The sequence below is a fragment of the Variovorax flavidus genome, from assembly GCF_030317145.1.
Taxonomy (GTDB): Bacteria; Pseudomonadota; Gammaproteobacteria; order Burkholderiales; family Burkholderiaceae_C; genus Variovorax; species Variovorax flavidus.
Map to the genome: position 1 here is coordinate 885,683 of NZ_JASZYE010000001.1, position 26,785 is coordinate 912,467.

Here is a 26,785-nt window from a genome sequence, read left to right on the forward strand (position 1 = left end):
GCTGCGCGATCAGCTCTGCGAGCGGAGGCGCGATGGCGCATCCAGATTGGCGACAACTTCACCGAAGGGCCCGGTCAAGGTCTCGCCCGGCAGTCCCGGACGCTGCTTGCGCGGCAACAGCGGGAACACCAGCTCCGCAAAGCGATACGCCTCTTCCAGATGCGGATAGCCCGAGAAGATGAAGTTGTCGATGCCCAGCGCCGCGTACTCCTCGATGCGCGCGGCAACCGTCTTCGGGTCGCCCACCAGCGCCGTGCCCGCGCCGCCACGCACCAGGCCCACGCCGGCCCACAGGTTCGGGCTGATCTCCAGGTCCGCACGCGTCCGCTTGGCGCCACCGGCGTGCAGCGCAGCCATGCGGCGCTGGCCTTCGGAGTCCATGCGTGCGAACGCCGCCTGCGCGCGAATCACTGTTTCGTCGTCCACGCGGCTGATCAGGGATTCAGCGGCGCGCCATGCTTCGTCTTCGGTCTCGCGCACGATGACGTGCAGCCGGATGCCGAACTTCACGGTGCGTCCCCGGCGAGCGGCGCGTTCGCGCACGTCGGCGATCTTCTTCGCCACTTCGGCGGGCGGCTCGCCCCAGGTCAGATAGGCATCGACCTGCTCGGCCGCGAGATCGTGTGCCGCGGCCGACGATCCGCCAAACCACACGGGCGGATACGGCTTCTGCGTCGGCGGAAACAAGAGCTTTGCGCCCTTCACGCTCAGGTGTTTGCCCTCGTAGTCATAGCTCTGGCCGTCATGGCTGCGCGCGATGATCTCGCGCCAGATACGGATGAACTCGGCCGACTGCTCGTAGCGCGCAGCATGGTCGAGGTACACGCCATCGCCTTCGAGTTCGGCCTGGTCGCCACCGGTCACGAGGTTCACCAGCACCCGCCCGCCGGAAAGCCGGTCGAAGGTCGCGGCCATCCGCGCTGCAAGGCTCGGCTGGTGCAGTCCCGGCCGCACCGCAACCAGGAACTTGAGCCGCGAGGTGGCGCCGATCAGGCTCGACGCAATCACCCACGGGTCCTCGCAGGAGCGGCCGGTCGGAATCAGGACGCCTTCGTAGCCGAGCTTGTCGGCCGCGCCGGCGATCTGCTGCAGGTAGGCCAGGTCGACCGTTCGCGCACCTTCGGTGGAACCGAGGTAGCGGCTGTCGCCATGGGTGGGGAGGAACCAGAGGATTTGCATGGCGCGTTCTCAGGCGATGCCCGCCGCCGCGGCGTCGAGCAGGTTGATCTTCTTCGGGATCAGCCCGAGCGTGAAGAAGGTGTCGGCGATCTTCTGTTGCTCGCCGAGGATGGCCTTGGTGATGGGCCCCGTGCCGAACTTCGTGCGCCCCACAACAACATCGACCACGGGCTTGGGAATGCCCCAGATGGCCGACAGCTCGGTGGCGAAGGCGCCGGGGTTGGCCTGCGCCCACTGGTCGACCTTGTCGAGTTCGTCGATGAGGATCTTGATGACGTCCGGATTCTTCTGCGCGTAGTCCAGCGACGAGAAGAAGTAGGCCCTGTTGCCCACCACGCCTGTGGCGTCGGCCAGCACCTTGGCATCGAGCGTCTTCTCCGCCGAGGCGAGGAAGGGATCCCAGATCACCCATGCGTCGATCGATCCCTTCTCGAAGGCGGCGCGTGCATCCGCCGGCGGCAGAAAGACGACATTCACGTCGCCGTAGGCGAGACCGTGCTTCTCCAGCAGCTTGACCAGGAAGTAGTGAACGTTGCTGCCCTTGTTGAGCGCGACCTTCTTGCCCTTGAGATCGGCCACCGACTGGATCGCCGAGCCCTTGGGAATCAGCACCGCCTCGGATTGCGGCCGAGGCACCGTCGCAGCCACATAGGCCAGCGGCGCACCGGCTGCCTGCGCGAAGATCGGCGGTGCTTCGCCGACGTCGCCGAAGTCGATCGAGCCCACATTGAGCGCTTCGAGCTGCACCGGCCCGGCGGTGAACTCCGTCCACTTGATCGAAACGCCCAACGGCGCGAGGCGCTTTTCCAGCGTGCCCCGACCCTTGAGCAGGCTCAGGCTGCCCTTCTGGTTGCCGATGCGCAGCTGACGTGCCGGCGCCTGAGCGAAGGCGGAGAGCGCAGGCAGCGCGATGGCCGCAGCGGCGCCCTGGATCAGTTGCCGCCGTGTCGATGAATGCTGTGTCATGTGCGTGCTTCTGGTGAAGGTAAGGATGGCGTCACAGAGGGGCCGAAGTGGCCGCGAGAAAACTGGCGATGAGTGCGACCGCGACCACAACCAGCACGCCGATCGCCAGGTCGGTCACTACCCGCCATGGACGGCGCGCCGGTTGGAAGTTGTCGGTCAGAACGGGGGGCATGTTTTTCTTTCTGGGCAAAGGAAATCCCGCGCCGCGCGCCGCGGCGGAGGAATTGATCGGTGGGTCGGGAAGAAAGCGGCGCCGCGCAGGCGGCTGCGCCGTCAGACGCTACATCGCACGCGCGAGAACGCCACCGGCTCGAAGCCCCAGGTCGGGGGCAGCTTGAGCCCTTCGCTCGCCAGCGTCTCGACCGCATCGTCGAGACGCTGCGAGAGTTCCGCCTGCAGCTGATAGGCGCCCTCAGGCTGCAGCGTCACCTGCCCGTCGGTCGCATACACGCCCGGCAGGATGTGCCGCGCCGCAAGCGACTGCAGCACCGGCCGCAACGCGTAGTCGAGCGCCAGCATGTGATGCGGACTGCCGCCGGTCGCCAGCGGCAGCACGGTCTTGCCCTTGAGCGCCGACTGCGGCAGCAGATCGAGAAACACCTTGAGCACGCCGCTGTAAGCCGCCTTGTAGACCGGCGTCGCGATCACGATCACATCGGCGCGTTGCACCTGCTCCACGGCCTGCTGCACCGAGGGATTCGAGGCCTCCCCCAGCAGCAACGCATGCGCGGCGAGTTCGCGGATCGCGAGACGGTCGACCGGCACCTTGCGCTCGGCAAGCCGCGCGGCCACTGCGTCGAGCAAGACCGCAGAGCGCGAAGGCGCGGAAGGGCTACCGGCAATCAGGAGAACAGTCATGGCCAGGCGCGCGTTACTTGTTCGTATAGATCTGATCGAACGAGCCGCCGTCCGCGAAGTGCGCCTTGTCCGCCTTCGTCCAGCCGCCGAACGCTTCGTCGATGGTGAACAAGGTCAGCTTCGGGAACTGCTTGTCGTACTTGGCCTTGGCCTTCTCGGAGGTTGGGCGGTAGTAGTTGCGGCCCGCAATGTCCTGGCCTTCGTCGGAGTACAGGTACTTCAGGTATTCCTCGGCGACGGCACGCGTGCCCTTCTTGTCGACGACCTTGTCGACCACGGTCACCGTGGGTTCGGCCAGGATGCTGATGGAGGGCACGACGATGTCGAACTTGTCCGGACCGAATTCCTTCAGCGCGAGGAAAGCCTCGTTCTCCCAGGCCAACAGCACATCACCGACGCCGCGCTGGACGAAGGTGATGGTCGAGCCGCGCGCGCCGGTGTCGAGCACGGGCACGTTCTTGTAGAGCTTTCCGACGAACTCCTTGGCCTTGTCATCGCCACCGAACTTGCGATTGGCGAATTCCCACGCGGCCAGGTAGTTCCAGCGTGCGCCGCCGGAGGTCTTGGGATTGGGCGTGATCACCTGCACGCCGGGCTTCACCAGATCGTCCCAGTCCTTCAGTCCCTTGGGATTGCCCTTCTTCACAAGGAACACGATGGTCGAGGTGTAGGGTGCCGAGTTGTGCGGCAGGCGCTTCTGCCAATCGGGCTTGACCAGGCCGCCGTGCGTGACGAGTGCGTCCGTGTCGCCAGCCAGGGCCAGCGTCGCGACGTCGGCATCGATGCCGTCGATGATCGAGCGCGCCTGCTTGCCGGAGCCGCCGTGCGACTGCTTGATCGTCACGTCCTGGCCACTCTTGCCCTTCCAGTATTTGGCAAAGGCCTGGTTGTAGTCGACGTACAGTTCGCGCGTCGGGTCGTACGACACGTTGAGCAGGGTCAGGCCCTGCGCAAACGACGGCAATGCCGTCAGGGCGAAGCTGGCTGCTGCGGCGGCGCCGAGGGAAAGCTTGATAAAGTCGCGGCGAAGGCTCATGGTCTTGTGCTCACAAATGGCATAAAGCTGAAGCCACGTATTCTGGATACGGCATATGGAAACGGGAACGACTGAGTTCTCAGTTCTAAATAGCGAAATCAACTAAGACACCCACAAAGGCATCCCAATGGCACGCATGGTTCAGTGCATCAAACTCGGTAAAGAGGCCGAAGGTCTCGACTTCCCGCCCTATCCGGGCGAACTGGGCAAACGCCTGTGGGAGAACGTCAGCAAGGAGGCCTGGGCGGCCTGGCTCAAGCAACAGACGATGCTGGTCAACGAAAACCGCCTCAATCTGGCCGATGCGCGCGCCCGCCAATACCTCGCGCGGCAGATGGAAAAGCATTTCTTCGGCGACGGCGCCGACGTCGCGCAGGGCTACGTTCCCCCCACGGCATGAAGCTCGCCCCCAGGCTGCGGTCCGGCAGATCCGGTTCTGCGGTATTCCTGGCATCCGGCCTCGGGCACTGACTCGGCTTGCGCATGGCCGAGCCGGTCGACTGGCGTGCGGACGGGATTCCACGCAGCGCGCGGTTCGATGACATCTATCACACCGAAACAGGTGCGCCTGCGCAGGCCAGGCACGTCTTCCTGGCCGGCTGCGGGCTTCCGGGCGCTTGGGCCGGACAACCGCAATGGCGGATTCTCGAAACCGGCTTCGGTTTTGGCCTCAATTTCCTGACAACCTGGCAGGCGTGGCAAGCTGATCCGCAGCGTCCACGACTGCTTCATTTTGTTTCGATCGAGGCTTTTCCAGTCTCGCGCGAGGATCTGTTGCGCGCCGCATCGAGCTATCCGGCCCTGTTGGGGCTGGCGGAAAAACTCGCGGCGCAATGGCACGGTTTGCTGCCCGGGTTTCATCGGCTCTGCCTCGACGAGGGACGGGTGCTTCTCACCCTCTGCATCGGCGATGTGCAGGCCATGCTGCGCGCGCAGCGCTTCGAGGCCGACACCATCTTTCTTGACGGGTTCAGCCCGCAGCGCAACCCCGACATGTGGTCGGCCGATACGCTCAAGGCCGTTTCGCGCTTCGCCCGTCGCGGAACGCACGTTGCCACATGGACGATTGCTCGCGCAGTCTGCGATGCACTCGCGCAGAACGGCTTCCAGGTGACCAAGGCGCCGGGATTGCCGCCGAAGCGAGATTGCCTGCAAGGCGTCTTCGAGCCCGCTTGGCAGGTTCGCCGCCGCGGACCGGCGCCGTCGCCTGCTGCGTTGGCCGGTCGATGCGTGGTGATCGGAGCCGGCTTGGCCGGCGGTGCGGTAGCGGCGAGTCTTGCGCGGCGCGGCTGGGAAGTGGAAGTGCTCGAAGCGGCCGCCCGCCCTGCGGCCGGCGCCTCGGGATTGCCGGTGGGCATGCTGGCGCCGCACGTATCACCCGACGATGCTCTGCTCTCCCGGCTGACGCGCGCAGGCATCCGCGCGACGTGGCAGCAGTTGGAGCAATTGCTGGAGGAAGGCCTGGATTGGCGCGCCAGCGGCGTGCTCGAGCGGCGGAGCGCCGGCGACGATCGGCTGCCGGACGGCTGGACTGCAGAGGGGCCCAACGAGTCGTGGCTCGCGCCTTCGATGCACGTTGCGGAAGCGGGCTTGCCACCCGGCACGGTTGCGCTATGGCACGCACGCGGCGGCTGGGTACGTCCGTCGCGGCTGATCGAGGCCTGGCTTGCGCTGCCCGGCATTCGCGTCAGGGCGGGATGTCGTGCAGCTCGCATCAAGCGCATCGATGGCGAAGTCACCCGGTGGGCAGTGCGCGACGCGGCTGGCGCGCTGCTGGCAGAAGCCGATCGCGTCGTCATCGCGGGCGGCATCGAGAGCCATGCACTCGCCCCGGATTTGCCGCTGCAAGCCGTGCGCGGCCAGGTCGAATGGGGCCGCATCCCTCCAGGGTCTCGACTGCCGATCACCCCCATCAACGGCGACGGCCACTTGATTGCTCACGTGCCGACCGCCGAAGGCAACCTGTGGCTCGCAGGCGCCACCTTCGACCGCGACAGCATCGACATCACACCCCGCAGCGCTGACACCGACTTCAACCGCGAGCGCCTGGCGCGGCTTCATCCCGACGCAGCCGCGCAACTGGCCGGTGCCTTCGTTCGCAACGAAACACAGGCATGGGCCGGCGTGCGCTGCGCCTCGGGCGACCGCCGCCCGCTGGTCGGGCCTCTGTCTGCCGAAAGCGCAGACGGCGTCTGGCTCTGCACCGCCCTGGGTTCGCGCGGACTCAGCTTCGCGGTGCTGTGCGCCGAATTGCTGGCGGCCCACTGGCACCACGAACCGCTGCCACTGCCCGCGAAGCTCGCGCAGGCGCTGGATGCGCGGCGCGCCTGGCCCGATACGGAGAAGCCTCAGATATTGGCCAGCGCCAGGTAGTCGAGCACCGTGGTGCCACCGAGTGTGGCGAACGGCAGCAGCACGGCCTTGAGCAGCGGCTGTTGCCAGAACGGTGCAAAGGCTCCTTCGTGCAGATTCTCGATGCGTCCCTGCAGCAGCTTGAGCTGCTCGACGGAAGGTGACGCGGGCGGTGGCCCACCGTCCGGCATCACCTTGGCGCTCGCAGTCGACACGGCATTCTTCACCTGCTCCAGCGCATGCGCCCGCGAATCCTCTGCCGCGAGCCGAAGCGCCACCGCACAACCCAGCGCCACGGCCGCGCCCACCGCCGCAGGCGCCACAGTGCCTACGGACATCGTCCAGTGATCGAAGACCGCGCTGCGCGACAGCAGCCACAGCGAGATCACCACGAACGGGTAGTAGATGAGGAGGGTCACGCAATGGGTCCGCCGCGCGACGAACTGCAGGTCGATCCAGTTTTCGAGATAGGCGCGCGGGATGCCCATCTCGTCTTCGAACTTCTTCAACGTCGCCTCGGGCCAGTTGGCCGCGACTTCGTGCAGGCGGCGCAGACGCAAAAGGCCCCGCACGAAGCGAACGCACAGCACCGTCGCATCCACCACGAAGAACACAAGGAAGAACATCATCGCCTGCGCCGGAAGCCGCAGTCCTTCATGCACGACGCGCGACAGGTCGCCCCGTTGCGGCACGAAGCGCGGCTCTCCGATCGCCATCATCAGCAGACTGCTGAAGATCGCCGCAATCACCACGCAGGTAGCCGTCCGGATCAGCCGCGCCATGAGCCTGTTCTGGACGATGTGCCGGCCCCAGAAGTCGATGGCTTCGGGCTCCATTTCTTCCTCGCCACCCGTGCGCGGCTGACGATGAAGAGGCGGGATGAAGCGCATGGAGAAGACTTGCAGGAGTTTTCGCCAGAAGCCCTGCTTCCGGTCGGCCCTGTCCTGCCGATCTTCCATGTTCTTGGGCGCATCGCCGGCCTTGAAGTCCCGGCCGATGTCTTCCAGGCTGTAGGTCAACATCAGCCAACCCCTGTAGAGCAAGTAGAAGCACAGGAGGAGCGTGAAGACGCGCAAGGCTTCGGTGGGCCACAAGCTGATGCCTTCGATCGCCACAATCGGCTTTCCGTCCTTCGTCAGCCATGCAGCAAAGGGCTCCCAGCCGAAAGCCATGGCCAATGGCAATGCAACCTGCACGGCGATCAGGACAAGTGCCAGTCCGATCCATCGCGACCAGCGTGCGATGACGGTTCCTTTGCTCGTCACGAAGTTGGCGAGACGGACCTTGGCGCGTCGATTGACCACGAGTGGCGGCACCCAGAGCGCCAGCACCACGAGGCTGGATATCAGGAACATGACTGCGACTCCTGGCATGGGGTAGCGAGGCGAGCCGCCTGGATGGATGTCGTTGCACCGCGCCACCCAATCGGGCCCTCGGCACTTGTCCTTGTCCACGTCCTTCTTCGGCCATTTGCCGTTGAAGTCGAAGGCCTCGGTTCGCCCGATCTCGAAGATGCGCGGCTTCTCGAACCACTCGCCCAGACGGGATTGAGACGCAGGGTTCTGGGCGTCACCCGATCCCTTCTCGAGTTGGAGCGCCCGTCGCGCGTCGTCGACCGCCAGGCGGGTCGAAAGAAAAGCCGAGACCTGATAGCTGTCGCGAAATGGTGGCGCGCCGGCCTGCAACGAGTCCCTCAGGCGCAGCCCGAAATTGGACGCCACGATGAGATTGCGCGCCCAAGCCTGCTCGCGCGGATGCAGCAGGCGCGCATCCATGTCGGTGGTGAAAAAGATCGTGTTCGGAAATTCCGGCCGCAAGGCCTGCATCACCAGCAGCTTGTCGTGTACATCGTTGCCCAACACGCCAATGGCGCGGAATCCCTGGCCGTCGGCGCTGCTCCGGCGTATCCGCTCGTCCTTGAGACGCATCTCGATCGCCAGCCGGCGAAGATAGTCGAACTGTCCCTGCCCTTCCGCCACTTCGATGAAAGTGCCATCCTTGCGACGCCCATCGTCCTTGTCGGCCGGCCCCTGTTTCGCGGAGGCGCTCGCGCCCGATGCACTATCACCGGCCGCTGGCAGCTGACCGTCCAGGCCTCTCACATAGTTGAAGCGCTCGACGCAGAAGCCGGATTCCTTCTCCTTCGCCCTGAACTCGCGCCGCAGACTGCGGCCATACAGGGTGTCCCATTCGGCGACGACGGCAATCTGGCTCGGCGAATCGTCATTGCGAATCCTGCACATGTCTTCGTAGCTTCGGGATTCGTCATCGTCATCCTTGACCAATTCGCGTGGATTCAATCCGCGAAGCCCCAATTCCTTGATCAATTCGTCGGCGAGGCTCCCGTCATCTCCGATGGTTCGCACCAGCGCCACGTCGTGCTTCCCGAAGAACTTCGAAACATCGTACAGACGCTCCTCCTTCTGCTTGAGGCCTTCCAGCAGGACCTTGTCAGGGACGGTCGCGTTCAACGAATAGAAGCGCATGGCCTCAAAGACGGGACCGGCTTTGAAGTTGCTGCCCGCCGCCTCGTCGATCATTGCCTTCAGGCCATCCGATCCGTTCGGTCCGAGAACGCGCCAACTCGCCCCGGCCTGGACGAACGGTGCGGCCAGTTCAGCCATTCGCTGCAGCGGAGCGTCGCCGAAGGCTTCGGATTGCAGCCACATGACCAGCACGGGGGATTGCAGACCGCTCTTCGACAACTCCTTGGGGCGGACGTCGAATGCCGGTTCGAACCATTCGTAAGCGATCGGATCCAGCGTCGCCTCGGGTTCCGGTTGCGGCGTGGGCGTGAGCGTCGCCGCACCGCATGCTGCGGCCGGAATGAAATAACCCAGGTGCGCCGTATCCACCGGCGAAAGTCGGCTCGCGTTCAGTGCTGCCAGCACTGCATAGCGGCCGCGCCGCCGACTTTCGACATTCTCCGAGTAGGGTCCGCCCGGCAGCATGACCGCAAGGATCTGGGGCTGCTTGTGATCCTCCTTCGAGACCTTGCGCGCCACATCGCTGACCAGACCACAGGCAGCATGCCGGGAATCCTCGGCCTTGAGCTTGTCCGGATTGCTCTTGCGAAGCTCCGAGCGGTACTTGGCCACTGCGCTGAAAGGGTCCTGCCAGAGCCGGGCATCCACATCCTGCTTCGTGTAGCGCTGCTCCAGGCGCGGCTCGTTGACCGGAAGGCGGGTGGTCTGAAGAGGCGATTCACGCACGAAGAGCACACCCGCGGCGAGCAACACGACGGCGACGATGCCGTTGTTGGGAAACCCTCCGGACCCAGATTTCGATTCCTTGTCCATCAGCCTCTCCTGGTCTCGCGCGTGGCGCGGAAACCATTTCACAATGTATCGACCGATACATGCATCCCCAATAGGAACGAGCTTTCGCGAACTGCACAATCGCCCCCATGCCCACCCACTACGACATCACCCACACCACCATCTACCGCTACAAGACGCCGGTAACGTTCGGGCTGCATCGGGTGATGTTCCGACCGCGCGACAGCCATGACCTGCGCGTGCTCGCCACCGACCTGCAGGTGAGTCCGCAGTCGCATGTGCGGATGATCCAGGACCCCTACTCCAACTCGATCGCGCTGGTACAGCCGATGGGCGAGGCAACGGAGTTGCGCATCGTCTGCTCCTTCAGCATCGAGCACGTGGCCGCGCCGCTGGACACGTTGTCGCTCGATCCGGCCGCGGAGATGATGCCCTTTGCCTACGCCGTCCACGAGCGGCTCGATCTGGAGCACTACCTGCGCCCGCACTACGACGATCCGGACGGCACCCTGATCCGCTGGGCCCACCAGTTCCTCTACGCCGACGGAATCAACAGCACGCGCGATGTGCTGTCGCGCATGAACGCACACATCGGCCAGAGCCTCAGCTATGTCCCGCGCGACGAGGAAGGCACGCAGACGCCGCTGCAGACGCTGGCGCTCGGCAGCGGAAGCTGCCGCGACTACGCGTTGCTGATGATGGAGGCCGCGCGCCGCCTGGGCGTCGCGGCTCGCTTCGTGTCCGGCTACCTGTACGACGCCGCGCTCGACACCGGCGAAACCGAACCCGGCGACTCCGTGACCGGCGCCGGCAGCACCCATGCCTGGCTGCACGCCTACCTGCCCGGCGCGGGCTGGATCGCCTTCGACCCGACCAACAACCTCATGGGCAGCGGAGGCCAGCTCATCCGCGTCGGCGTCGCACGCGATCCTTCTCTGGCCGCGCCCATCTCCGGCAGCTGGTATGGCGACCCCGAAGCCTACGAGGGCCTGGACGCCTCCGTGGTGGTGCGCCGCGTTTCGAACTGATCAGGGAAAGATCGACGGCCGCTCGCTCAAGCGCACATTGGGCTGCGGCACCTCCCGGTCCGCCACGTCGATCCACCCGCCACCGAGCGACTTGTAGAGCGCCGCCGCCTGCAGCAGCACGTCGCCCTGCGCCTGGGCCAGCTGGAGCCGCGCATTGAACAGGCTGCGTTCGGCGTCGAGCACTTCGAGGTAGCTCGTGTAGCCGCCCTCGAAGCGTTTGCGCGCCAGGCGCGCATAGTTGGCGAGCGCGCTGACCTGTTGCTGCTGCGCGTCCAGGCCCTCGCGTGAATTGGTGATGCCGACCAGCGCATTCTCGGTTTCGCTGAACGCGGCCTGCACGGCCTTCTGATACTGCGCCACCGATGCGCGCTGCTGCGCCTCGGCGCTCTGCACCTGACCGGCGATGGCGCCTGCCGTGAAGATCGGCACGCTGAGATCGACGCCGTAGGTCCACACCCTTGCGGCACGGCCCCCAGGTCGGACAGAGAGCGGCTGGCCTGGCCGTATGCCCCGGTCAGGCTGATGCTCGGGAAGTAGGCGGCCTTGGCGGCACCGATGCGTGCATTGGCCGCCATCAGCAACTGTTCCGCCTGCTGGATGTCCGGGCGCCGCTCCAGCAGGTCGGAAGGAAGCCCCGCGGGCACCACAGGCACCGCGAGTTCGTTGACCGGACGTCCGCGGGCGATCGGCCCCGGATTGCGGCCCACCAGGTTCGACAGCGCGTTTTCCTGCTGCGCGATCGCCTGGTGCAGCGCCGGTATGGTCCGCAGCGCGGCGGCATATTCGGATCGAGCCTGGCTAACTTCGACGTCCGAGACGACGCCGCCGCGAAAACGCCGTTCAAACAGGGTCAGCGAATCCTTGCGCAGCCCGAGCGTCTCGCGCGCCACTTCGAGCTCGCGATCCTGTTCGCGCAGGTTCACGTAGCCCGCCGTGACCGCGGCCACCACCGACAGCACCGTCGCGCGCCGGAAGGACTCGCTCGCCTGCAGCTCCGCGGTCGCGGCCTCGGTGAGCCGGCGCGTGCGTCCGAAGAGGTCGATCTCCCAGCTCGCCAACAGATTGACCTGGGTCGCGTTGTACGGGTTGATCGTCGGCGCCGGACTGATGGTCTGCTCGCTCGCACGTGTGCGGCTCCCCGCTGCCTGCGCCCCGACCTGCGGGAACAGGGGCGCGCGGGTCGTGCCGAGCACCCCGTAGAACTGCTCGACACGCGCAGCGGCGGCGACGAGATCCTGGTTGTTCCGAAGGCCGTCGTTGATGAGTGCATCGAGTTCGGGATCGCCGAACTGCTTCCACCAGGCCGTGTCGGCCGCGGTCGCCACTGCGCCGGGCGGTTCCGCCCTGAACTGCGCCGGCACGTTCAGGTCCGGGCGCTTGTAGTCTGGACCGAGCATGCAGCCGGCCAGCAGCACCGCCAGCAAGGGCACCGCGCTGCGAACCCGATCAGTGCGGACCATGCGCGCCCCCCTCCCCGTCCGGAGCGGCTTCGCCAGCCGGATGTGCCTCCCCCTTCTTTCCCGCCGTGCGATCACTGAGCACCTCGAAGCCCCAGAAGAACATCGGAATGAAGAAGATCGCAATCACCGTCGCGCCCAGCATGCCGCCGATCACGCCCGTGCCCAGCGACTGCCGGCTCGCCGACGACGCGCCGCTCGCGATCGCCAGCGGAATGCAGCCCAGGATGAAGGCCAGCGAGGTCATGATGATCGGCCGCAGTCGCAGCTTGGCCGCGCCGACGGCCGCATCGTAGGGCGACATGCCTTCCTTGTGCCGCAACTCGACCGCGAACTCGAAGATCAGGATCGCGTTCTTTGCCGCCAGCGCGATCAGCACCGTGAGCCCGATCTGGAAATACACGTCGTTCTGGATGCCACGCATCCAGATCGCGGCAATCGCGCCGAAGAGCGCGAAAGGCACGGCGAGCAGCACGCCAATGGGCAAGGTCCACTTCTCATACTGCGCCGCAAGGATCAGGAACACCATCACCAGCGCAAAGGCGAACACCAGGCCGGCGGTAGATCCGGCCTTCCGCTCTTCGTAGGATTGCCCCGACCAGGCATAGGAAAAGCCCTGAGGCAGCACCTCCTTCGCGAGCGCTTCCATGGCATCGAGCGCCTGCCCGGAGCTGTAGCCAGGCGCGGCATCGCCGGAGATCTTGGCGGCGGTGAAGTTGTTGAAGCGCGTCACGATGTCGGCACCGGTCACGTAGCGCGTGGTGGCAACCGCCTTCAACGGGACCATCCCGCCAGTCCGGTTGCGCACATACATGTTCTGCAGGTCCTCGGGCTTGATGCGGTAGTCCGGCTCGGCCTGCAGGATGACCTGGAACAGCCGGCTGTTCTTCGGGAACTGGCTGACGTAGAGCGAGCCGAAGAGCGTCTGCAGGGTCGAGTAGACGTCCTGCACCGGCACACCCAGGCTTTCGGACTTGTCGCGGTCCACGTCCACGAGCAACTGCCGGGAGCGCGTGTTGATAGTGGAGTTCACGCCCCGCAACTCGGGCCGCTGTCGCGACTTGGCGATGATCTCGCGTGTGACCTCCTCCACGCGCTGCAGACTTGCATCGCCCTCGCTCTGGACCCAGAACTCGAAACCGCCGGTCGTGCCCAGGCCTGGGATCGAAGGCGGGTTCACCGGGATCATCACCGAATCCTCGAAGGTCGCGAATTCCGCGCTCGCGTTGCGGATCAGCGCATCGGCCCTGTCGCCCGGCGCCTGGCGCTCCGCAAAGCCCTTGAGCGAAACGAACAGCACGCCCGCGTTGGACTTGAGCTGGGAGTCGATCAGGCTGAAACCCGGCACCGACGCCACCGACTTCACCGCCGCCTGCTTGCTGAACCATTGCTGTGCCCGATCCGTGGCCGCCTCGGTGCGGTCGAGGCTCGCGGCGTCGGGCATGATCGCCGCGGTGAAGATGTAGCCCTGGTCTTCCACCGGCAGGAAGGTCGACGGCACGCGCTTGAAGAGCCCGAGCATGATGACGATCATGCCGACGATCAGCAGCACCGACATGCCTACGCGCCGGATGGCCAGCCGCGTGGTGGAACTGTAGCGATCGGTGAGCCGCCCGAAGCGCCGGTTGAACCAGCCGAAGAAGCCCTTCTTCTCGTGTTCGCCGGGCTTCGGCGGCTTCAGCAGGATCGCCGCCAGCGCGGGCGAGAGCGTCAGCGCCACCAGCCCGGACAGCACCACCGACACGGCGATCGTGATGGCGAACTGCTTGTAGAGCTGCCCCGTGATGCCCGAGAGAAAAGCCACGGGGATGAACACCGCGCACAGCACCAGCACGATGGCCACCACGGGACCGCTCACCTCGTCCATCGCCTTCTTCGCGGCCTCCTTGGGGGACAGGCCGAATTCGGCCATGTTGCGCTCGACGTTCTCGACCACGACGATGGCGTCGTCGACCACGATGCCGATGGCAAGCACCATGCCGAACAGGGTCAGCATGTTGATCGAGAAGCCCATGGCCGTCATGCCGATGAACGCACCGAGGATCGACACCGGCACCGCCAGGATCGGCACCAGCGTGGCACGCAGGCTCTGCAGGAAGATGAAGACCACCAGCACGACCAGCACCACCGCCTCGACGAAGGTGTGGACCACTTCGTTGATGGACTCCTGCACGAACTCGGTCGTGTCCAGCGCGATGTCGTACTCCAGCCCGTCGGGGAAGGTCGGCTTCATCTGGTGGAGCAGCGCCTTTACGTCCTTGGCGACCTGCAGCGCGTTGGCGCCGGGCTGCTGGTAGATCGCGATCAGGGTGGCCGTCTTGCCGTTGTACTTGGAGCGGATGGAGTAGTCCTTCGCACCCAGTTCCGCGCGACCGATGTCCTTGACGCGAACGATCGCGCCCGTGCCCTGCTGGGCGCGCAGGATGATGTTCTCGAACTGCGCAGGCTCGGTCATCCGGCCGGAAGTCGCAACGGGAATGGTCTGCTGCACCGGCGTGGCCGTGGGCGACGCCCCGAGGCGGCCGGCGGCGTATTGCTGGTTCTGCGCGGCCACGGCCTGCTGCACGTCGGTCGCGGTCATGCTGAGGCCGGCCATCCGGTCGGGCTTGAGCCACAGGCGCATCGCGTAGTCCGGCGAGCCGAAGATCGAACTCTGGTTCGCGCCCGGCACGCGCTTGATCGCGTCGAGCACGTTGATGTTGGCGTAGTTCGCGATGAACGTCGGATCGTGGCTGTTGTCGGGCGAATAGATCGCCACGATCATCATGAAGGCCTGCGATTTCTTCGCCACCGAGACACCCTGGCTGCTCACCGCCGAAGGCAGGGTGGGCAGCGCGAGGTTCACGCGGTTCTGCACGTCGACCTGCGCGAGCGAGGGATCGGTGCCGATCTCGAAGTAGACCGACAGCGTCATGTTCCCCGTCGAGCTCGACGTGGAGTTCATGTACATCATCCGGTCGGCGCCGTTGACCTGCTGCTCGATGGGCGCCGCCACGTTCTGCGACACCACCTCCGCACTCGCACCCGGATAGGTGGCGCTGACGGAAATCTGCGGCGGCGTGATGTCCGGGAACTGCGCAATCGGCAGGTTCAGCATCGCGACCAGTCCCGCGAGGACCAGGATGATCGAGATGACCGACGCGAAGATCGGCCTGTCGATGAAGAAGTGCGCGAACTTCATCGCGCCCCCGCGAGCACGACATCCACACGGCGTGCCAGCGCGGGCGATTCACCCCCCACTATGTTGGCCGGGGCCTTGAGCAGGATGCGTTCGGGCGCCACGCCGGCCGCCAGCAGGGCATCGCGCACCGACTCGGCGCGCTGCTTGGCCAAGGCTGCGTTGCGCGTCATGTCGCCGCTCGCATCGACGTAGCCGCGCAACTCGACCCGGAGTTCGGGCCGGGCCTTCAATGCAGCCACGACAGTCACGAGATGGACTTGCCCGGTCGCATCCAGCGCGGTCCGGCCGCGATCGAAGTAGACGGCATCCTTGTCGGCACCAGCAGTAGCAGCAGAAGAAGGCGTGGCGGCCGCGCCCGGCCCGGCCCGCGCAGCGCCTGCGCCGCCCGCTGCGGAGGGCGTTGCAGCGGTGACCTGCGCCATGCCGCCCACCGGCAATGGCATAGCGGGCACGTCCTTGGCGCGCACCACCGCACCGGGTGCCAGGCGCATGAAGCCGTCGACCACCACCCGCTCCCCGTCCTTGAGTCCGCCGGTCACGAGCCATTGATCGCCCATCCAGTCGCCGACCTGGATGGGACGCTGGTTCACCTTGCCTTCTCCATCGACCGTCCAGACGAATTCGCCGCGGGCGCTTTGCTGCACGGCCCGCTGCGGCACGACGATCGAGTTCGGCCGCGTGAAGCCGTGCACCTTGACGCGCACGAACTGCCCCGGCTTCAGGTCTCCCTTGGGATTGGGCACTTCCGCACGCAGCAGGAAGGTGCCCGTGTCCTGGCTGTACGACGCGTCCGCGAAAGTGATGCGCCCTTGCGCCGGGAAGCTCGTGCCGTCGGCCAGCACGATCTCGACCGCGTAGTCGTCGCGCGGTGCCTTGATCAGTTTTCCCTTCGCAATCTCGTCCTGCACGCGCAGCGATTCGTTTTCCGAAAGACTGAAGTTGACGCGCATCGGATCGAGCTTGGCCACATAGGTCAGCAGGCTGTTCGCTGCACTCACGTACGCGCCGTCCTGAACCTTGGCGAAGGACGATTGCCCCGCCACGGGGGCGGTGATCGTGACGTAGCCGAGGTTCAACATCGCGTCGGTGACCTTCGCTCCAGCGGCCTCTACCGCGGCGGCGGCGGCCTGCTCCTGACCCGTGGCGTCGTCGAGATCCTTGGCGGCCAATGCGTTGTCCGCAACGAGCGGCTTCACGCGGGCGAGATTGGCGCGGGCAGTGTTGAGCCGCGCCTGCTGTTGCGCCAGTTCGGCGCGCGCGGCCTTCAGGCTGGCTTCGAAGGGCTTGGCGTCCATGAGGAACAGCACCTGTCCAGGCTGGACGAAGGCGCCTTCGGTGTACACGCGCTTCTCGAGAAAGCCCGAGACGCGTGCGCGGATCTCGACTTGTTGCGAACTCTCGGTCTGGCCCACGAACTCGAAGGTGGCCGGCACGGTCTGCAGCTTGACGGTCTGCACAGAGACTTCGCTCGCCTGCGGCGCTGGCTTTTCGGCCTCCTTCGAGCAAGCGACGAGCAATGCAAGCACCAGCGCCGCACTGCAGGCACGAGGCCACGTCCCGACGAGATGCAATCCCATAAGCCGCTCTCCTCCTGCCTACGGAGGGTCGAAGGACCGGCGCTGAGGCAGGCAAACGACCCGAGCCGAGGCTGCTGTTGAATCGCTAATGTCGCTTCAAAGATGGTGACGGGCAAGAAGGCATGTGCGCCGCTGCATCACCATGCACTTTGTGCCGATTGACGTTGGATTCGGTTTCGTGTTCTCGTGCGGGCTTGAGGAAACTGTTGGCACGGAGCTTGAATGCCACGCTACGCACTTGGAGGAACCCATTGAAAACCCTTCCTATCGACCTTGCGTTGCAAGGCGGCGGCGCCCATGGCGCCTTCACCTGGGGTGTGCTCGACCGGTTGCTGGAGGAACCCTGGGTGCGCCTCGACGGCATCTCCGGCACTTCGGCGGGCGCGATGAATGCGGCCGTGCTGGCCTGCGGCCACGCGGCGGGCGGCCCCGAAGGTGCGCGCGAAGCACTGGAGAACTTCTGGCGCGGCGTCTCCGATGCGGCCCGCTTCAGCCCCTTCCGGCGCGGCTGGACCGAGATGATCACCGGGACGTGGTCGCTCGACAACTCGCCAGCATTCGTCGCGATCGAGATGGCCACGCGCCTGTGGTCACCCTACGACCTCAATCCACAGGGCATGAACCCGCTGCGCGGCATCCTGGCGGACCTGATCGATTTCGAGCGTCTCGCCTCGTCCCCGATCAAGCTCTTCGTGACGGCCACCAACGTGCGCACCGGCCGTGGCCGGGTGTTCCGCAATGCCGAGATCGGCCCTGACGTGCTGCTCGCGTCGGCCTGCCTGCCCACGATGTTCCATGCGGTGGAGATCGATGGAGACCCCTACTGGGACGGTGGGTATGCAGGCAACCCGACGATGACGCCGCTGATCCGCGAGTGCAAGGCGAGCGACACCATCCTCGTGCAGATCAATCCCGTCGAACGCCCCGGACTGCCGCGCAGCGCGCAGGACATCACCAACCGGCTGAACGAAATCTCGTTCAATTCGCCCCTGTTGAAGGAGTTGCGCATGATCGCCATGCTCCACAAGGTGGCGGACCCCGGCCACGGCGAAGGCGCGGCATGGGCGCGCATGCGCATCCATCGCATTGCCACCGAAGCCATGCTTGAACTGGGCTATTCGTCGAAGATGATCACGGAGTGGGCCTTCCTGTGCAAGCTCCGCGACGACGGGCGGCGCTCTGCGAACACCTTCATCGAAGCGCACGGAGGCGACATCGGCAAGCGTTCGACGCTCGACCTCGACGCCTTGCTGGAAGGGGTCTGAGCCATGGGACTCGCAGGCATCTTCGTAGGCCTCGGCCTGCTCATCTGGCTTTCCTACCGCGGGTGGAGCGTGCTCGTGCTGGCGCCCGCGGCGGCGCTGATCGCGGCACTGTTCGCGAACGAGCCGCTGCTCGCGCACTGGACGCAGACCTTCATGAGCTCGGCTGCCGGATTCCTGGCGCAGTTCTTTCCCCTTTTCCTGCTCGGCGCGGTCTTCGGCAAGCTGATGGACGACAGCGGCTCGGTGCAGACGATCGCGCGCTTCATGACCGAAAAGCTCGGCCCCAAGCGCGCGATGCTCGCGGTCGTCCTGGCCGGCGCCCTCGTGACTTACGGCGGTGTGAGCCTCTTCGTCGCCTTCTTCGTGCTCGCGCCGATGGCGCATGCACTGTTCCGCGCGGCGGACATTCCGGCGCGCCTGATGCCGGCGGCCATTGCGCTGGGCACCTCGACCTTCACGATGTCGGCGCTGCCGGGCACGCCGGCCATCCAGAACGCCATCCCCATGCCCTTCTTCGGCACCACGGCCTTCGCGGCGCCAGGCCTCGGCGTCATCGCCGCGGCCATCATGCTCGGCTTCGGCATGTGGTGGTTGCGCCGCGCAGAAGGGGCTGCGCGGCGGTCCGGTGAAAGTTACGCACCCGTCGCAGTCGACAAGCACGTGAGTGCCGCGGAAGACCCGGTGGTGCGCGAGCGCGCCACGACTTCCGGCAGCTTCGACCCCGCGGAGGTCACCCATGGGCAGCACGGTGCCGGCCAGCCGGGCATCGTGGTTGCGCTGCTGCCGCTCGTGATGGTGGTGCTCGTGAATCTGCTCATGGCCCTGGTGATCCTGCCGCGCCTGGACACAAGCTACCTCGAAGAGCCGCGCTTCGGCGGCATCACGATCGCGAACGTGGGCGGCGTCTGGGCGGTGCTGGTGGCACTGACTGCGGCGATCGCCCTGCTGGTGGCGCTGAACTGGCGTCGACTGCCTTCCCTGCGCGCAACGGTCGACGCCGGTGCGAACGCCTCGGTGCTGCCGGTGGTGTGCGTGGCCAGCCTGGTGGGCTTTGGCGCCGTGGTCGCCGCGATGCCGGCCTTCGACCTGGTGCGCGAATGGGTGCTGGGCATCGGCGGCGGGCCGCTGGTGTCGCTCGCGCTGTCGACCAACATCCTCGCCGCACTCACCGGATCAGCCTCGGGCGGCTTGACGATCGCGCTGGACGCCCTGGGTGCGACCTACATGGAGCTGGCGGCCACGACCGGGATCGATCCGGCCCTGATGCACCGCGTGGCCGTGATCGGCGCGGGCACCCTGGACAGCCTGCCGCACAACGGCGCGGTCGTCACCCTGCTCGCCGTATGCGGCACGGGGCACCGCGAAAGCTATTTCGACATCGTGATGGTGGGCATCGTGGGCGCCCTGATCGCGCTGATCGCCGTGATCGTGCTCGGAACCGCCCTGGGTTCTTTCTGAACGCGCCGGGCGGTGACGCTCAGCTCGCCCGGCGGCGAGCGTGCGTGACCCACTCCTCGGACAGCGCGGTAACGCACCGCGCGTAGCTCGCCTCGGCTTGTTCCTGCGCCTCGACCAGGCGAGCCAGTTCCGCAATCTCCTCCGGACTCGGCGGTGCCTTGTCGCCACCGCACATCCAGTCGCCCAGCGCCTCGATGAGATCCCCGCGTGCCGTATCGACCGCGAGACGGCTCATGACGACTGCACGTTGCAGACGGCTCATTTCGCCTTTCCTCAATCGTTGCACGGCGACCCTCCCTGAAGTTCGAATGCAGACTACTTATGTATTACTTTGTGGCGGTGTAGGTCTATATCGCTTAGGCCGTAGTCTTTTCGCCCGGTTGCAAGCGGGAGGCTTCTGCGCCTTGCGTGCCGGGCGCGGCGGCAGGATGATGTGCCGCCCTTTCCTGAGAGGAGCGGCGCCATGAACAACAAGCTCACATCCCTCCTGCTTTGGCCGGCGGTGGCCATCGTCGGAGCCATATCCTTCGGCGCGCTGGCGCTGGGACGCGGCGAAAGCGTCAACGCGGTGTGGCTGGTCACCGCGGCGCTCTGCGTCTACTTCATCGCCTACCGCTTCTACAGCAAGTTCATCGCAGAGAAGGTGCTGCGGCTGGACGACTCGCGACCCACGCCGGCCATCCGCCACAACGACGGCATGGACTACGTGCCGACGAACAAATGGGTGCTCTATGGCCACCATTTCGCGGCCATTGCAGGCGCAGGCCCGCTGGTCGGGCCCGTGCTGGCCGCGCAAATGGGCTACCTGCCCGGTACGCTGTGGATCCTTTCCGGGGTGGTGCTGGCCGGCGCGGTGCAGGATTTCATCGTCCTCTTCGCATCGGTGCGCCGCGACGGCAAGTCGCTGGGCGAAATGATCAAGATGGAGCTGGGCCCCGTCCCCGGCACGCTGGCGCTGGTCGGCGTCCTGGCCATCATGATCATCATCCTCGCGGTGCTCGCGCTGATCGTGGTCAAGGCGCTCACCGGCAGTCCGTGGGGCCTGTTCACCATCTTCGCGACCATCCCGATCGCGCTGCTGATGGGCGTCTACATGCGGATCATCCGGCCGGGGCGTGTCGGCGAAGCCTCTGGTTTCGGCGTCGTGCTGCTCCTGCTGTCGATCTTTCTCGGGCGCGTGGTGGCGGAAAGCCCGACCTGGGCACCGCTGTTCACCCTCACCGGCCCGCAACTCGCCTGGGCGCTGATCATCTATGGCGCCATCGCCGCCAGCCTGCCGGTCTGGCTGATGCTGGCGCCGCGCGACTACCTGAGCACCTTCCTCAAGATCGGCACCATCGTGGCCCTCGCGCTCGGCATCTACTACGTCGCGCCGATGCTGGCCATGCCGGCGACCACGCGTTTCATCGACGGCACGGGGCCGGTGTTCTCGGGCAAGCTCTTCCCGTTTCTCTTCATCACCATCGCCTGCGGGTCCGTGTCGGGATTCCATGCGCTGATCTCGTCGGGCACGACGCCCAAGATGGTCGAGAAGGAATCGCACATGCGCTTCATCGGCTTCGGCGGCATGCTGGCCGAGTCCTTCGTCGCGGTGATGGCGCTCACGGCCGCGAGCGTGCTCGATCCGGGCATCTACTTCGCGATGAATGCGCCCGCGGCGGTGATCGGCACCACGGCCGCCAATGCTGCGCAGGTGATCTCGGGCTGGGGCTTCGTCATCACGCCGGAACTGATCACGCAGACGGCCAAGGACATCGGCGAGACGAGCATCCTCTCGCGCGCGGGTGGTGCCCCCACGCTGGCGGTCGGCATGGCGCAGATCCTCGGGCAGGCCTTCGGCGGCAAGTCGATGGAGGCGTTCTGGTACCACTTCGCGATCCTGTTCGAGGCGCTGTTCATCCTCACCGCCGTCGACGCCGGCACGCGAGTGGGCCGCTTCATGATCCAGGACATGCTGGGCCATGTGTACAAGCCGCTCGGCAACACCGAATTCCTGCCCGCCAACATCGTCGCGACGGCACTGTGCGTGGCGCTGTGGGGCTATTTCCTGTACCAGGGCGTGGTAGATCCGCTGGGCGGCATCAACACCCTGTGGCAGCTCTTCGGCGTCGGCAACCAGATGCTGGCCGGCATCGCCCTGCTGCTGTGCACCAGCGTGTTGGTGAAGATGAAGCGCGAACGCTACGTGTGGGTCACGCTCGTGCCCACGGCCTGGCTGCTGGTCACCACCCTGACGGCGGGCGTCCAGAAGATCTTCCATCCCGACCCGGCCATCGGCTTCCTCGCGCTGGCGCACAAGTTCGGCGACGCCGCGGCGCAAGGCAAGTTGATTGCGCCAGCCAAGTCCGTCGAGGAGATGCAGCGTGTGGCCTTCAACAACTACCTCGACGCCTTCGTCTGCGGCTTCTTCGTCCTGCTCGTGGTTGCGATGTGCATCTTCGCGGCCAAGATATGCATGCAGGCCTGGAAGCAGGCCAAGCCGACGGCGCAGGAGATTCCCCCGCTGACCGGCGCACAGGGAGCCCTGCCATGAACGACGAACGCGAAGCCGGCGCACAGCGCTGGCTGGGCCAGAACATCCGCAGCCTGTGCTCGGCGTGTCGGCAGGTCTTTGGCATGCCGGACTACGAGCGCTATCTGGCCCATGCGGCCGGGCTGCATCCGGGCGCGCCGGTGCTGTCGCGCAGCGAGTACTGCGCCCGGGTGATCGAACGCCGGTACGGCAAGGGCGGGGCGCGCTGTTGCTGATGCCGCCGTCGTCCTGGCGCGAAGCGGTGTACGACAGCGCGGACAAGAAGGCGATTTCGTAGGACCGACGGAGGCCGTAAATCAGCCGCCGCGTCGTTGCGCGGCGCCTGGCTCCTACAACTGGGCACAGAACGTGGGCCTACCGTACTCCCAAAGGCAAAAAGGAGTACCCACCATGCCGCTCGCCATGCCCCAGCCTGACTTCGAACCCAGCCTTGTGCGTCATCTCAGCGCGTTTCGCGTCCCTGTGATGGTCGAAGCGGTGCCGCATCCCGCCATCCGGTCCGCAGGGCCCGGCGATGAAGACGAAGATGCCGACCCGGTCGGAATCGAGGAAAAGTTCTCGGCACGTCAACTTCTGATGGTCTACAGCGACCGTCGGTGACCTCGCCAATGACCGGACTGCATATTCATCCGGTCTGCCGATGGACAGATGCAGGCCCGTCGCCCCGGGCACTTGCTGGCTGATTCGCCAGCGCCAACGGTTGATGCGCAGCGCCGCGGACTCGTGTCTCATGTCATCAGGCTGCAGCAATGCTTCGGCCCACTGGACACCTCTTCATCAACCTGACTCGGCGGGGCCACCATGTACCACGGCGAACGCTTCAACGGATACAGCCATCTGATCGGACTCCTGCTGGCAACGGCCGGTTCGACTGCGTTGCTCGCGAAGACGATGCCGGACGGCGACCCGGCCAAGACCGTCAGCGCGCTGGTGTTCGCGATCTCGATGATGACGTTGTACGCCGCATCGACGCTCTTCCACAGCACACGCGGCCGCATGAAGCTGTTCTGGCAGCGGATGGACCATTGCGCGATCTACCTGCTCATCGCAGGGAGCTACACGCCCTTCGCGCTGGTCACATTGCAGGGCGCATGGGGATGGGCGCTGCTGGCGGCGATCTGGAGCGCCGCGATCTTCGGCATTGGCCGGGAACTGAGGCCCGGCGAGCCACCGAAGACATCGTTGCTGCTGTACATGGGGATGGGCTGGCTGGGCGTGCTGGTCGGTGCACCACTCATCGCGCGCCTCGAATCCGAGGGTCTCGCCTGGCTGATGGTCGGCGCAGCGCTGTATTCCGCAGGCACCGTGTTCTATCGCAATCCCCGCGGCTGGCGGCATGCTCACGGCACCTGGCACCTGTTCGTACTGGGCGGCACGCTGTGCCACTACATCACCGTGACGGAGTTCGTCCTCTAGATGCACCGAAGCTATCGCTCCCGGGCCGGCGCGAGCGACCCCAGGTAGGAACGCACTTGCTCATTGCCGAGCAGCGCCGCGAAGCTCGGGACCTGCGTCACCACGCCCTTCTGCACGAAGATGAACCGCTCGCAACTCTCGCGCAGGATGTCGATGTGATACGGCTCGTTCGGGTGCAGGCACAGGAACACCACGCGACCCGCGCCACGCAGTTTCCTGAAGAACTCCAGCATGAAGCCTATGTAGCCGTCCTGCGTGTTGAACTGCGGCTCGTCGAACAGATGCACCAGCGGTGAATCGCTGGCCGCGTGGTCGAGCATGAAGTTCGGCCGCGTGCGCTGGAAAGAGCGCACCTGATAGGACTGGTGGTAGTGGATCGCCAGCCGGTCGCGCTCCCGCGTGCGCACCCGATGGATGTCCTGGCCGTTGACCAGCACACGGCCGGCGTCGGGCAGGTTGCTGCCGGTCATGAGTTCGAACAGCGTCGTCTTTCCGGAGCCATTGGGCCCGAGCACGCCCACAACAGTGGGCTCGGCTACTTCGAAATCGGCTGCAAGCGAGAAGGTGACCTGCGGACGAAGCAGCCCGCGGGTGTATTGCTTGCCGATCTGCACGACCTGGAGAAGCGGAGCATTCATCGACGTCACACTCCCAGCAACTGGCGCCGCAGCGTCGCGTCGCGCAGCAGCACATCAGCCCGGCCTTCATGCACGATGCTGCCCAGGTTCATCACGTACACGCGGTCGGCGACTTCGAGCGCGCTCTGCACGTTCTGCTCGACCACCAGGACCGAGACGCCCTCGGCCTTCAGCCGGGTGATGGTTTTCATCACGTCCTGCACGACCTTGGGCGCCAGCCCCTGGCTCGGCTCGTCGAACAGCACCAGCCCTGGTGAGCCGAGCAAGGCCCGTGAGATGGCGACCATCTGCATTTCACCGCCGGAGAGGTTCTCGCATTCGCGGTGCATGAGGTGTTCGAGCGCGCTGAAGATCTCGAAGCACTCCTTCTCGGTCCATGCGCGAAAGCGCGACATCTTGCGTGCGATCGCAAGATTGCGCGCAACGGTGAGCGTCGGGAAGATGCGCCGGTCGTCCGGTACCCAGCCGACGCCACAGCGCGCGATCTCATGGGTCGAGGCATGCGTGATGTCGCGGCCGTCGAAGCGGACCGCGCCCCTACGGGCGGGCGTGAGTCCCAGGATCGAGCGAAGCGTCGTGGTCTTGCCGGCACCGTTCGGCCCCAGCAGCGCAACCACCTCGCCTGCGCCCACCCGAAGCGAGACATCGAACAGCGCCTGCGTCTCGCCGTAGTAGGTGTCGATGTGGTCGATGGTGAGCAGCGCGGCCTGCCCGGGCTCCGCAGAGGCGGCGGCGGGCAAAGTCACCACGGCGCTCATGCCAGTGTCCCCAGGTTGGAGCGAGCCACCCACTCGTTCTGCCGCAACGCAGCCGGTGTTCCCTGTGCGATGACCTGGCCCCAGTGGATCACCGAGATCCGATCGGCCAGCCCGAAGAGAAACTTCATGTCGTGCTCGATGATCATGATCGTCAACTGCTTCCTCAAGCGCGCCACCAGTTCGGCGAGCCGTGCCGTGCCTTCCGCGCCGAGGCCGGCCGTCGGCTCGTCAAGGAAGAGCATGCGCGGCGCGGCCGCCAGCGCCACGCCGATCTCCAGCGCCCGGCGTTCACCGTAGGACAGGCTCCTGGCCTGCACGCGCTCCTTGCCCGCCAGCCCCACGCTGTCGAGCACCGTCGCGGCCAGGTCCTGCGCGGTGCTGTCCGCGCCGAGGTCGCGCCAGGGATTGAAGCCCTGCTTGCGCACGTGCGGCGTCGCGATCAGCACGTTGTCCAGCGCGGAGTAGTCGTCGAACAGATTCATGATCTGGAACGAACGCGAGATGCCCCTGCGCGCGATCTCGCGCGGCGCGAGGCCCGTGATGTCCTCGCCCGCGAAGCGCACCGTGCCGCGATCGGGCTTGTAGCGGCCCGTGAGCACGTTGAAGCAGGTCGTCTTGCCTGCGCCGTTCGGGCCCATGATGCCGACGAGTTCGCCCTCCTCGCAGTCGAGCGTGATGTCCTCGAGCACGACCTGATCGCCGAAGCGCTTGGAAAGTCCCGTCGCTTCAAACAGCTTCATCCGCACCTCGCTGAATCAATGCCGTCGACACCGACGCGCCAGCGGCCAACGCCCGCCGGCCGGCCGACGGCCGCTGCCGCCACGCCTGCCAGATGCCGGCGATGCCGTCGGGCTTGAAGATCACCATGGCCATGAAGATCAGGCCATACCAGAGCAGCCAGGTCTCGGTGTAGACACCCAGCAGGTCGCGCGCAAGGATGAAGAAGGCGGCGCCGATCAACGGCCCCCAGAAGCTCACGAGCCCGCCGCCGACGAGCACCATCATCACGACGAAGCCCGAGTTGTGCAGGCTCATCACGTTGGGGTACGCCGACTGCTGAGCCATGGCGAACAATGCGCCCGCCAGCCCCGCCACGCCGGCCGACAAAGTGAACGCCAGCCACTTGTAGAGCCAGACGTTGTAGCCCACGAAGGCAGCGCGGGTCTCGTTCTGCTTGATGGCGCTGAGCACGCGCCCGAGCGGCGAATGCACCAGCCGCCACAGCGCGACGAGCACCACCGCGAAGGCGGCGAGGCAGAAATAGAACAGCGCGTTGTTGCTGGTGAGACTGAAGGACACGAAGCCCAGATCCGCCGGCAGCCGCCGGATGTTGAGCAGTCCGTCTTCCCCGCCGGTCACCGTGTGCCACTTGTTGGCGATGAACCAGAACACCTGGCCGAAGGCGATGGTGAGCAAGGCGTAGTAGATGCCGCGCCGGTGCGAGATGAACAAGGCCACCAGCGCACCCATGCTTGCGGCGACCAGCACCGCCCCGAACAGGTCGAACCACAGGTTCGGCCACACCTTGAGCTGCAGCAGGCCGAAGGCATAGGCCCCGATGCCGAAGTACGCGCCGTGCCCGAAGGACGGCAAGCCAGTGAAACCGAGCAGGAGGTTGTAGCCCAGCGCGAACATCATCCAGATCATGATTTCGAGCGCCAGGTACTGATAGAGACCCACCTGCGCGATCCACAGCGGCGTGGACAGCAGGAAGCCGAGCACGAACACCATGGGCGCAGGAAGGACTGCGGCGCGACCAGCGGCGAGTTGCATGAAAGCCTTGTCTCCGGGTACTTGAAATGGGT

Annotated in this window: 23 protein-coding genes and 1 pseudogene; 9 read left to right on the forward strand and 15 right to left on the reverse strand. The window is 65.9% G+C overall.

Annotated elements, in window-relative coordinates; genetic code table 11:
- Window positions 1-9: 9 nt before the first annotated feature.
- The 5 genes from ssuD to QTH90_RS04310 form a co-directional block, all read right to left on the reverse strand.
- Complete coding sequence (gene ssuD / locus QTH90_RS04290; protein ID WP_286663277.1) at window positions 10-1,179, reverse strand: FMNH2-dependent alkanesulfonate monooxygenase; 1,170 nt, start codon at window positions 1,177-1,179, stop codon at window positions 10-12.
- 9 nt (window positions 1,180-1,188) lie between these two features.
- Window positions 1,189-2,145, reverse strand: coding sequence for a sulfonate ABC transporter substrate-binding protein (locus tag QTH90_RS04295; protein ID WP_286663278.1), 957 nt, complete (start codon window positions 2,143-2,145; stop codon window positions 1,189-1,191).
- Window positions 2,146-2,176: 31 nt separating this feature from the next.
- Window positions 2,177-2,317 (reverse strand): hypothetical protein, encoded by a 141-nt coding sequence (locus tag QTH90_RS04300; protein ID WP_286663279.1) that lies wholly within the window; start codon window positions 2,315-2,317, stop codon window positions 2,177-2,179.
- 101 nt (window positions 2,318-2,418) lie between these two features.
- Entirely contained in the window at window positions 2,419-3,003 is a 585-nt protein-coding gene (gene ssuE, locus QTH90_RS04305) for an NADPH-dependent FMN reductase (protein WP_286663280.1), read from the reverse strand.
- Window positions 3,004-3,016: 13 nt separating this feature from the next.
- Window positions 3,017-4,039 (reverse strand): sulfate ABC transporter substrate-binding protein, encoded by a 1,023-nt coding sequence (locus QTH90_RS04310; protein ID WP_286663281.1) that lies wholly within the window; start codon window positions 4,037-4,039, stop codon window positions 3,017-3,019.
- A gap of 127 nt (window positions 4,040-4,166) precedes the next feature.
- Here QTH90_RS04310 and QTH90_RS04315 point away from each other — a divergent pair, with 127 nt between their 5' ends.
- Window positions 4,167-4,439, forward strand: a complete 273-nt coding sequence (locus QTH90_RS04315) for an oxidative damage protection protein (RefSeq protein ID WP_286663282.1) — start codon at window positions 4,167-4,169, stop codon at window positions 4,437-4,439.
- Window positions 4,440-4,522: 83 nt separating this feature from the next.
- A complete protein-coding gene (gene mnmC / locus QTH90_RS04320) occupies window positions 4,523-6,412 on the forward strand; it encodes a bifunctional tRNA (5-methylaminomethyl-2-thiouridine)(34)-methyltransferase MnmC2/FAD-dependent 5-carboxymethylaminomethyl-2-thiouridine(34) oxidoreductase MnmC1 (protein ID WP_286663283.1) in 1,890 nt (629 codons plus the stop codon).
- Here the strand turns inward: mnmC and QTH90_RS04325 are convergent.
- On the reverse strand, window positions 6,388-9,690 hold the full coding sequence (locus QTH90_RS04325; RefSeq protein WP_286663284.1) for a hypothetical protein: 3,303 nt from the start codon (window positions 9,688-9,690) through the stop codon (window positions 6,388-6,390). The two genes, mnmC and QTH90_RS04325, sit on opposite strands and share 25 nt — an antisense overlap.
- A 107-nt stretch (window positions 9,691-9,797) precedes the next feature.
- Here QTH90_RS04325 and QTH90_RS04330 point away from each other — a divergent pair, with 107 nt between their 5' ends.
- A complete protein-coding gene (locus QTH90_RS04330) occupies window positions 9,798-10,697 on the forward strand; it encodes a transglutaminase family protein (RefSeq protein WP_286663285.1) in 900 nt (299 codons plus the stop codon).
- On the opposite strand, the gene QTH90_RS04335 is transcribed toward QTH90_RS04330, so the two are convergent.
- The 4 genes and pseudogenes from QTH90_RS04335 to QTH90_RS04355 all read right to left on the reverse strand — a co-directional run bounded on the left by QTH90_RS04335 (window position 10,698) and on the right by QTH90_RS04355 (window position 16,912).
- On the reverse strand, window positions 10,698-11,153 hold the full coding sequence (locus QTH90_RS04335; RefSeq protein WP_286663286.1) for a TolC family protein: 456 nt from the start codon (window positions 11,151-11,153) through the stop codon (window positions 10,698-10,700). It lies immediately after the preceding gene.
- A 74-nt stretch (window positions 11,154-11,227) separates the two neighbouring features.
- Window positions 11,228-12,157, reverse strand: a pseudogene (locus tag QTH90_RS04340) (efflux transporter outer membrane subunit); the annotation flags it as partial.
- Complete coding sequence (locus QTH90_RS04345) at window positions 12,144-15,335, reverse strand: efflux RND transporter permease subunit (protein WP_286663287.1); 3,192 nt, start codon at window positions 15,333-15,335, stop codon at window positions 12,144-12,146. The pseudogene QTH90_RS04340 and the gene QTH90_RS04345, both read right to left, overlap by 14 nt.
- A complete protein-coding gene (locus tag QTH90_RS04355) occupies window positions 15,332-16,912 on the reverse strand; it encodes an efflux RND transporter periplasmic adaptor subunit (RefSeq protein ID WP_353506603.1) in 1,581 nt (526 codons plus the stop codon). Before QTH90_RS04355 ends, QTH90_RS04345 begins: the two co-directional genes overlap by 4 nt.
- A gap of 251 nt (window positions 16,913-17,163) precedes the next feature.
- Between QTH90_RS04355 and QTH90_RS04360 the strand changes: the two genes are divergently transcribed.
- Together QTH90_RS04360 and QTH90_RS04365 are read left to right on the forward strand one after the other, a co-directional pair.
- Window positions 17,164-18,177: a patatin-like phospholipase family protein gene (locus QTH90_RS04360; protein WP_286663288.1), complete on the forward strand. Its 1,014-nt coding sequence runs from the start codon at window positions 17,164-17,166 to the stop codon at window positions 18,175-18,177.
- Between the two features lie 3 nt (window positions 18,178-18,180).
- A complete protein-coding gene (locus QTH90_RS04365; protein WP_286663289.1) occupies window positions 18,181-19,635 on the forward strand; it encodes a GntP family permease in 1,455 nt (484 codons plus the stop codon).
- Between the two features lie 19 nt (window positions 19,636-19,654).
- Here QTH90_RS04365 and QTH90_RS04370 read toward each other — a convergent pair whose 3' ends face one another.
- A complete protein-coding gene (locus tag QTH90_RS04370) occupies window positions 19,655-19,897 on the reverse strand; it encodes a hypothetical protein (RefSeq protein ID WP_286663290.1) in 243 nt (80 codons plus the stop codon).
- A 201-nt stretch (window positions 19,898-20,098) separates the two neighbouring features.
- Between QTH90_RS04370 and QTH90_RS04375 the strand changes: the two genes are divergently transcribed.
- The 4 genes from QTH90_RS04375 to trhA all read left to right on the forward strand — a co-directional run bounded on the left by QTH90_RS04375 (window position 20,099) and on the right by trhA (window position 23,584).
- Window positions 20,099-22,168 carry a carbon starvation CstA family protein gene (locus QTH90_RS04375; protein ID WP_286663291.1) on the forward strand — a complete coding sequence of 690 codons (2,070 nt, stop codon included), beginning with the start codon at window positions 20,099-20,101 and terminating at the stop codon, window positions 22,166-22,168.
- The gene (locus QTH90_RS04380; protein ID WP_286663292.1) at window positions 22,165-22,383 is read left to right on the forward strand and encodes a CstA-like transporter-associated (seleno)protein; all 219 of its coding nucleotides are present in this window, start codon (window positions 22,165-22,167) and stop codon (window positions 22,381-22,383) included. Before QTH90_RS04375 ends, QTH90_RS04380 begins: the two co-directional genes overlap by 4 nt.
- Before the next feature lie 175 nt (window positions 22,384-22,558).
- Entirely contained in the window at window positions 22,559-22,768 is a 210-nt protein-coding gene (locus QTH90_RS04385) for a hypothetical protein (protein WP_286663293.1), read from the forward strand.
- A gap of 201 nt (window positions 22,769-22,969) precedes the next feature.
- Window positions 22,970-23,584, forward strand: coding sequence for a PAQR family membrane homeostasis protein TrhA (gene trhA, locus QTH90_RS04390; RefSeq protein WP_286663294.1), 615 nt, complete (start codon window positions 22,970-22,972; stop codon window positions 23,582-23,584).
- 11 nt (window positions 23,585-23,595) lie between these two features.
- Here trhA and QTH90_RS04395 read toward each other — a convergent pair whose 3' ends face one another.
- The 4 genes from QTH90_RS04395 to QTH90_RS04410 are packed head-to-tail and all read right to left on the reverse strand — an operon-like array spanning window position 23,596 to window position 26,753.
- A complete protein-coding gene (locus QTH90_RS04395) occupies window positions 23,596-24,222 on the reverse strand; it encodes an ATP-binding cassette domain-containing protein (RefSeq protein WP_286663295.1) in 627 nt (208 codons plus the stop codon).
- A 5-nt stretch (window positions 24,223-24,227) separates the two neighbouring features.
- Window positions 24,228-24,968 carry an ABC transporter ATP-binding protein gene (locus tag QTH90_RS04400; protein ID WP_286663296.1) on the reverse strand — a complete coding sequence of 247 codons (741 nt, stop codon included), beginning with the start codon at window positions 24,966-24,968 and terminating at the stop codon, window positions 24,228-24,230.
- An 8-nt stretch (window positions 24,969-24,976) separates the two neighbouring features.
- Complete coding sequence (locus QTH90_RS04405) at window positions 24,977-25,720, reverse strand: ABC transporter ATP-binding protein (RefSeq protein ID WP_286663297.1); 744 nt, start codon at window positions 25,718-25,720, stop codon at window positions 24,977-24,979.
- Window positions 25,707-26,753 (reverse strand): branched-chain amino acid ABC transporter permease, encoded by a 1,047-nt coding sequence (locus QTH90_RS04410; protein WP_286663298.1) that lies wholly within the window; start codon window positions 26,751-26,753, stop codon window positions 25,707-25,709. The genes QTH90_RS04405 and QTH90_RS04410 overlap by 14 nt, the downstream gene beginning before the upstream one ends.
- Window positions 26,754-26,785 lie beyond the last annotated feature (32 nt).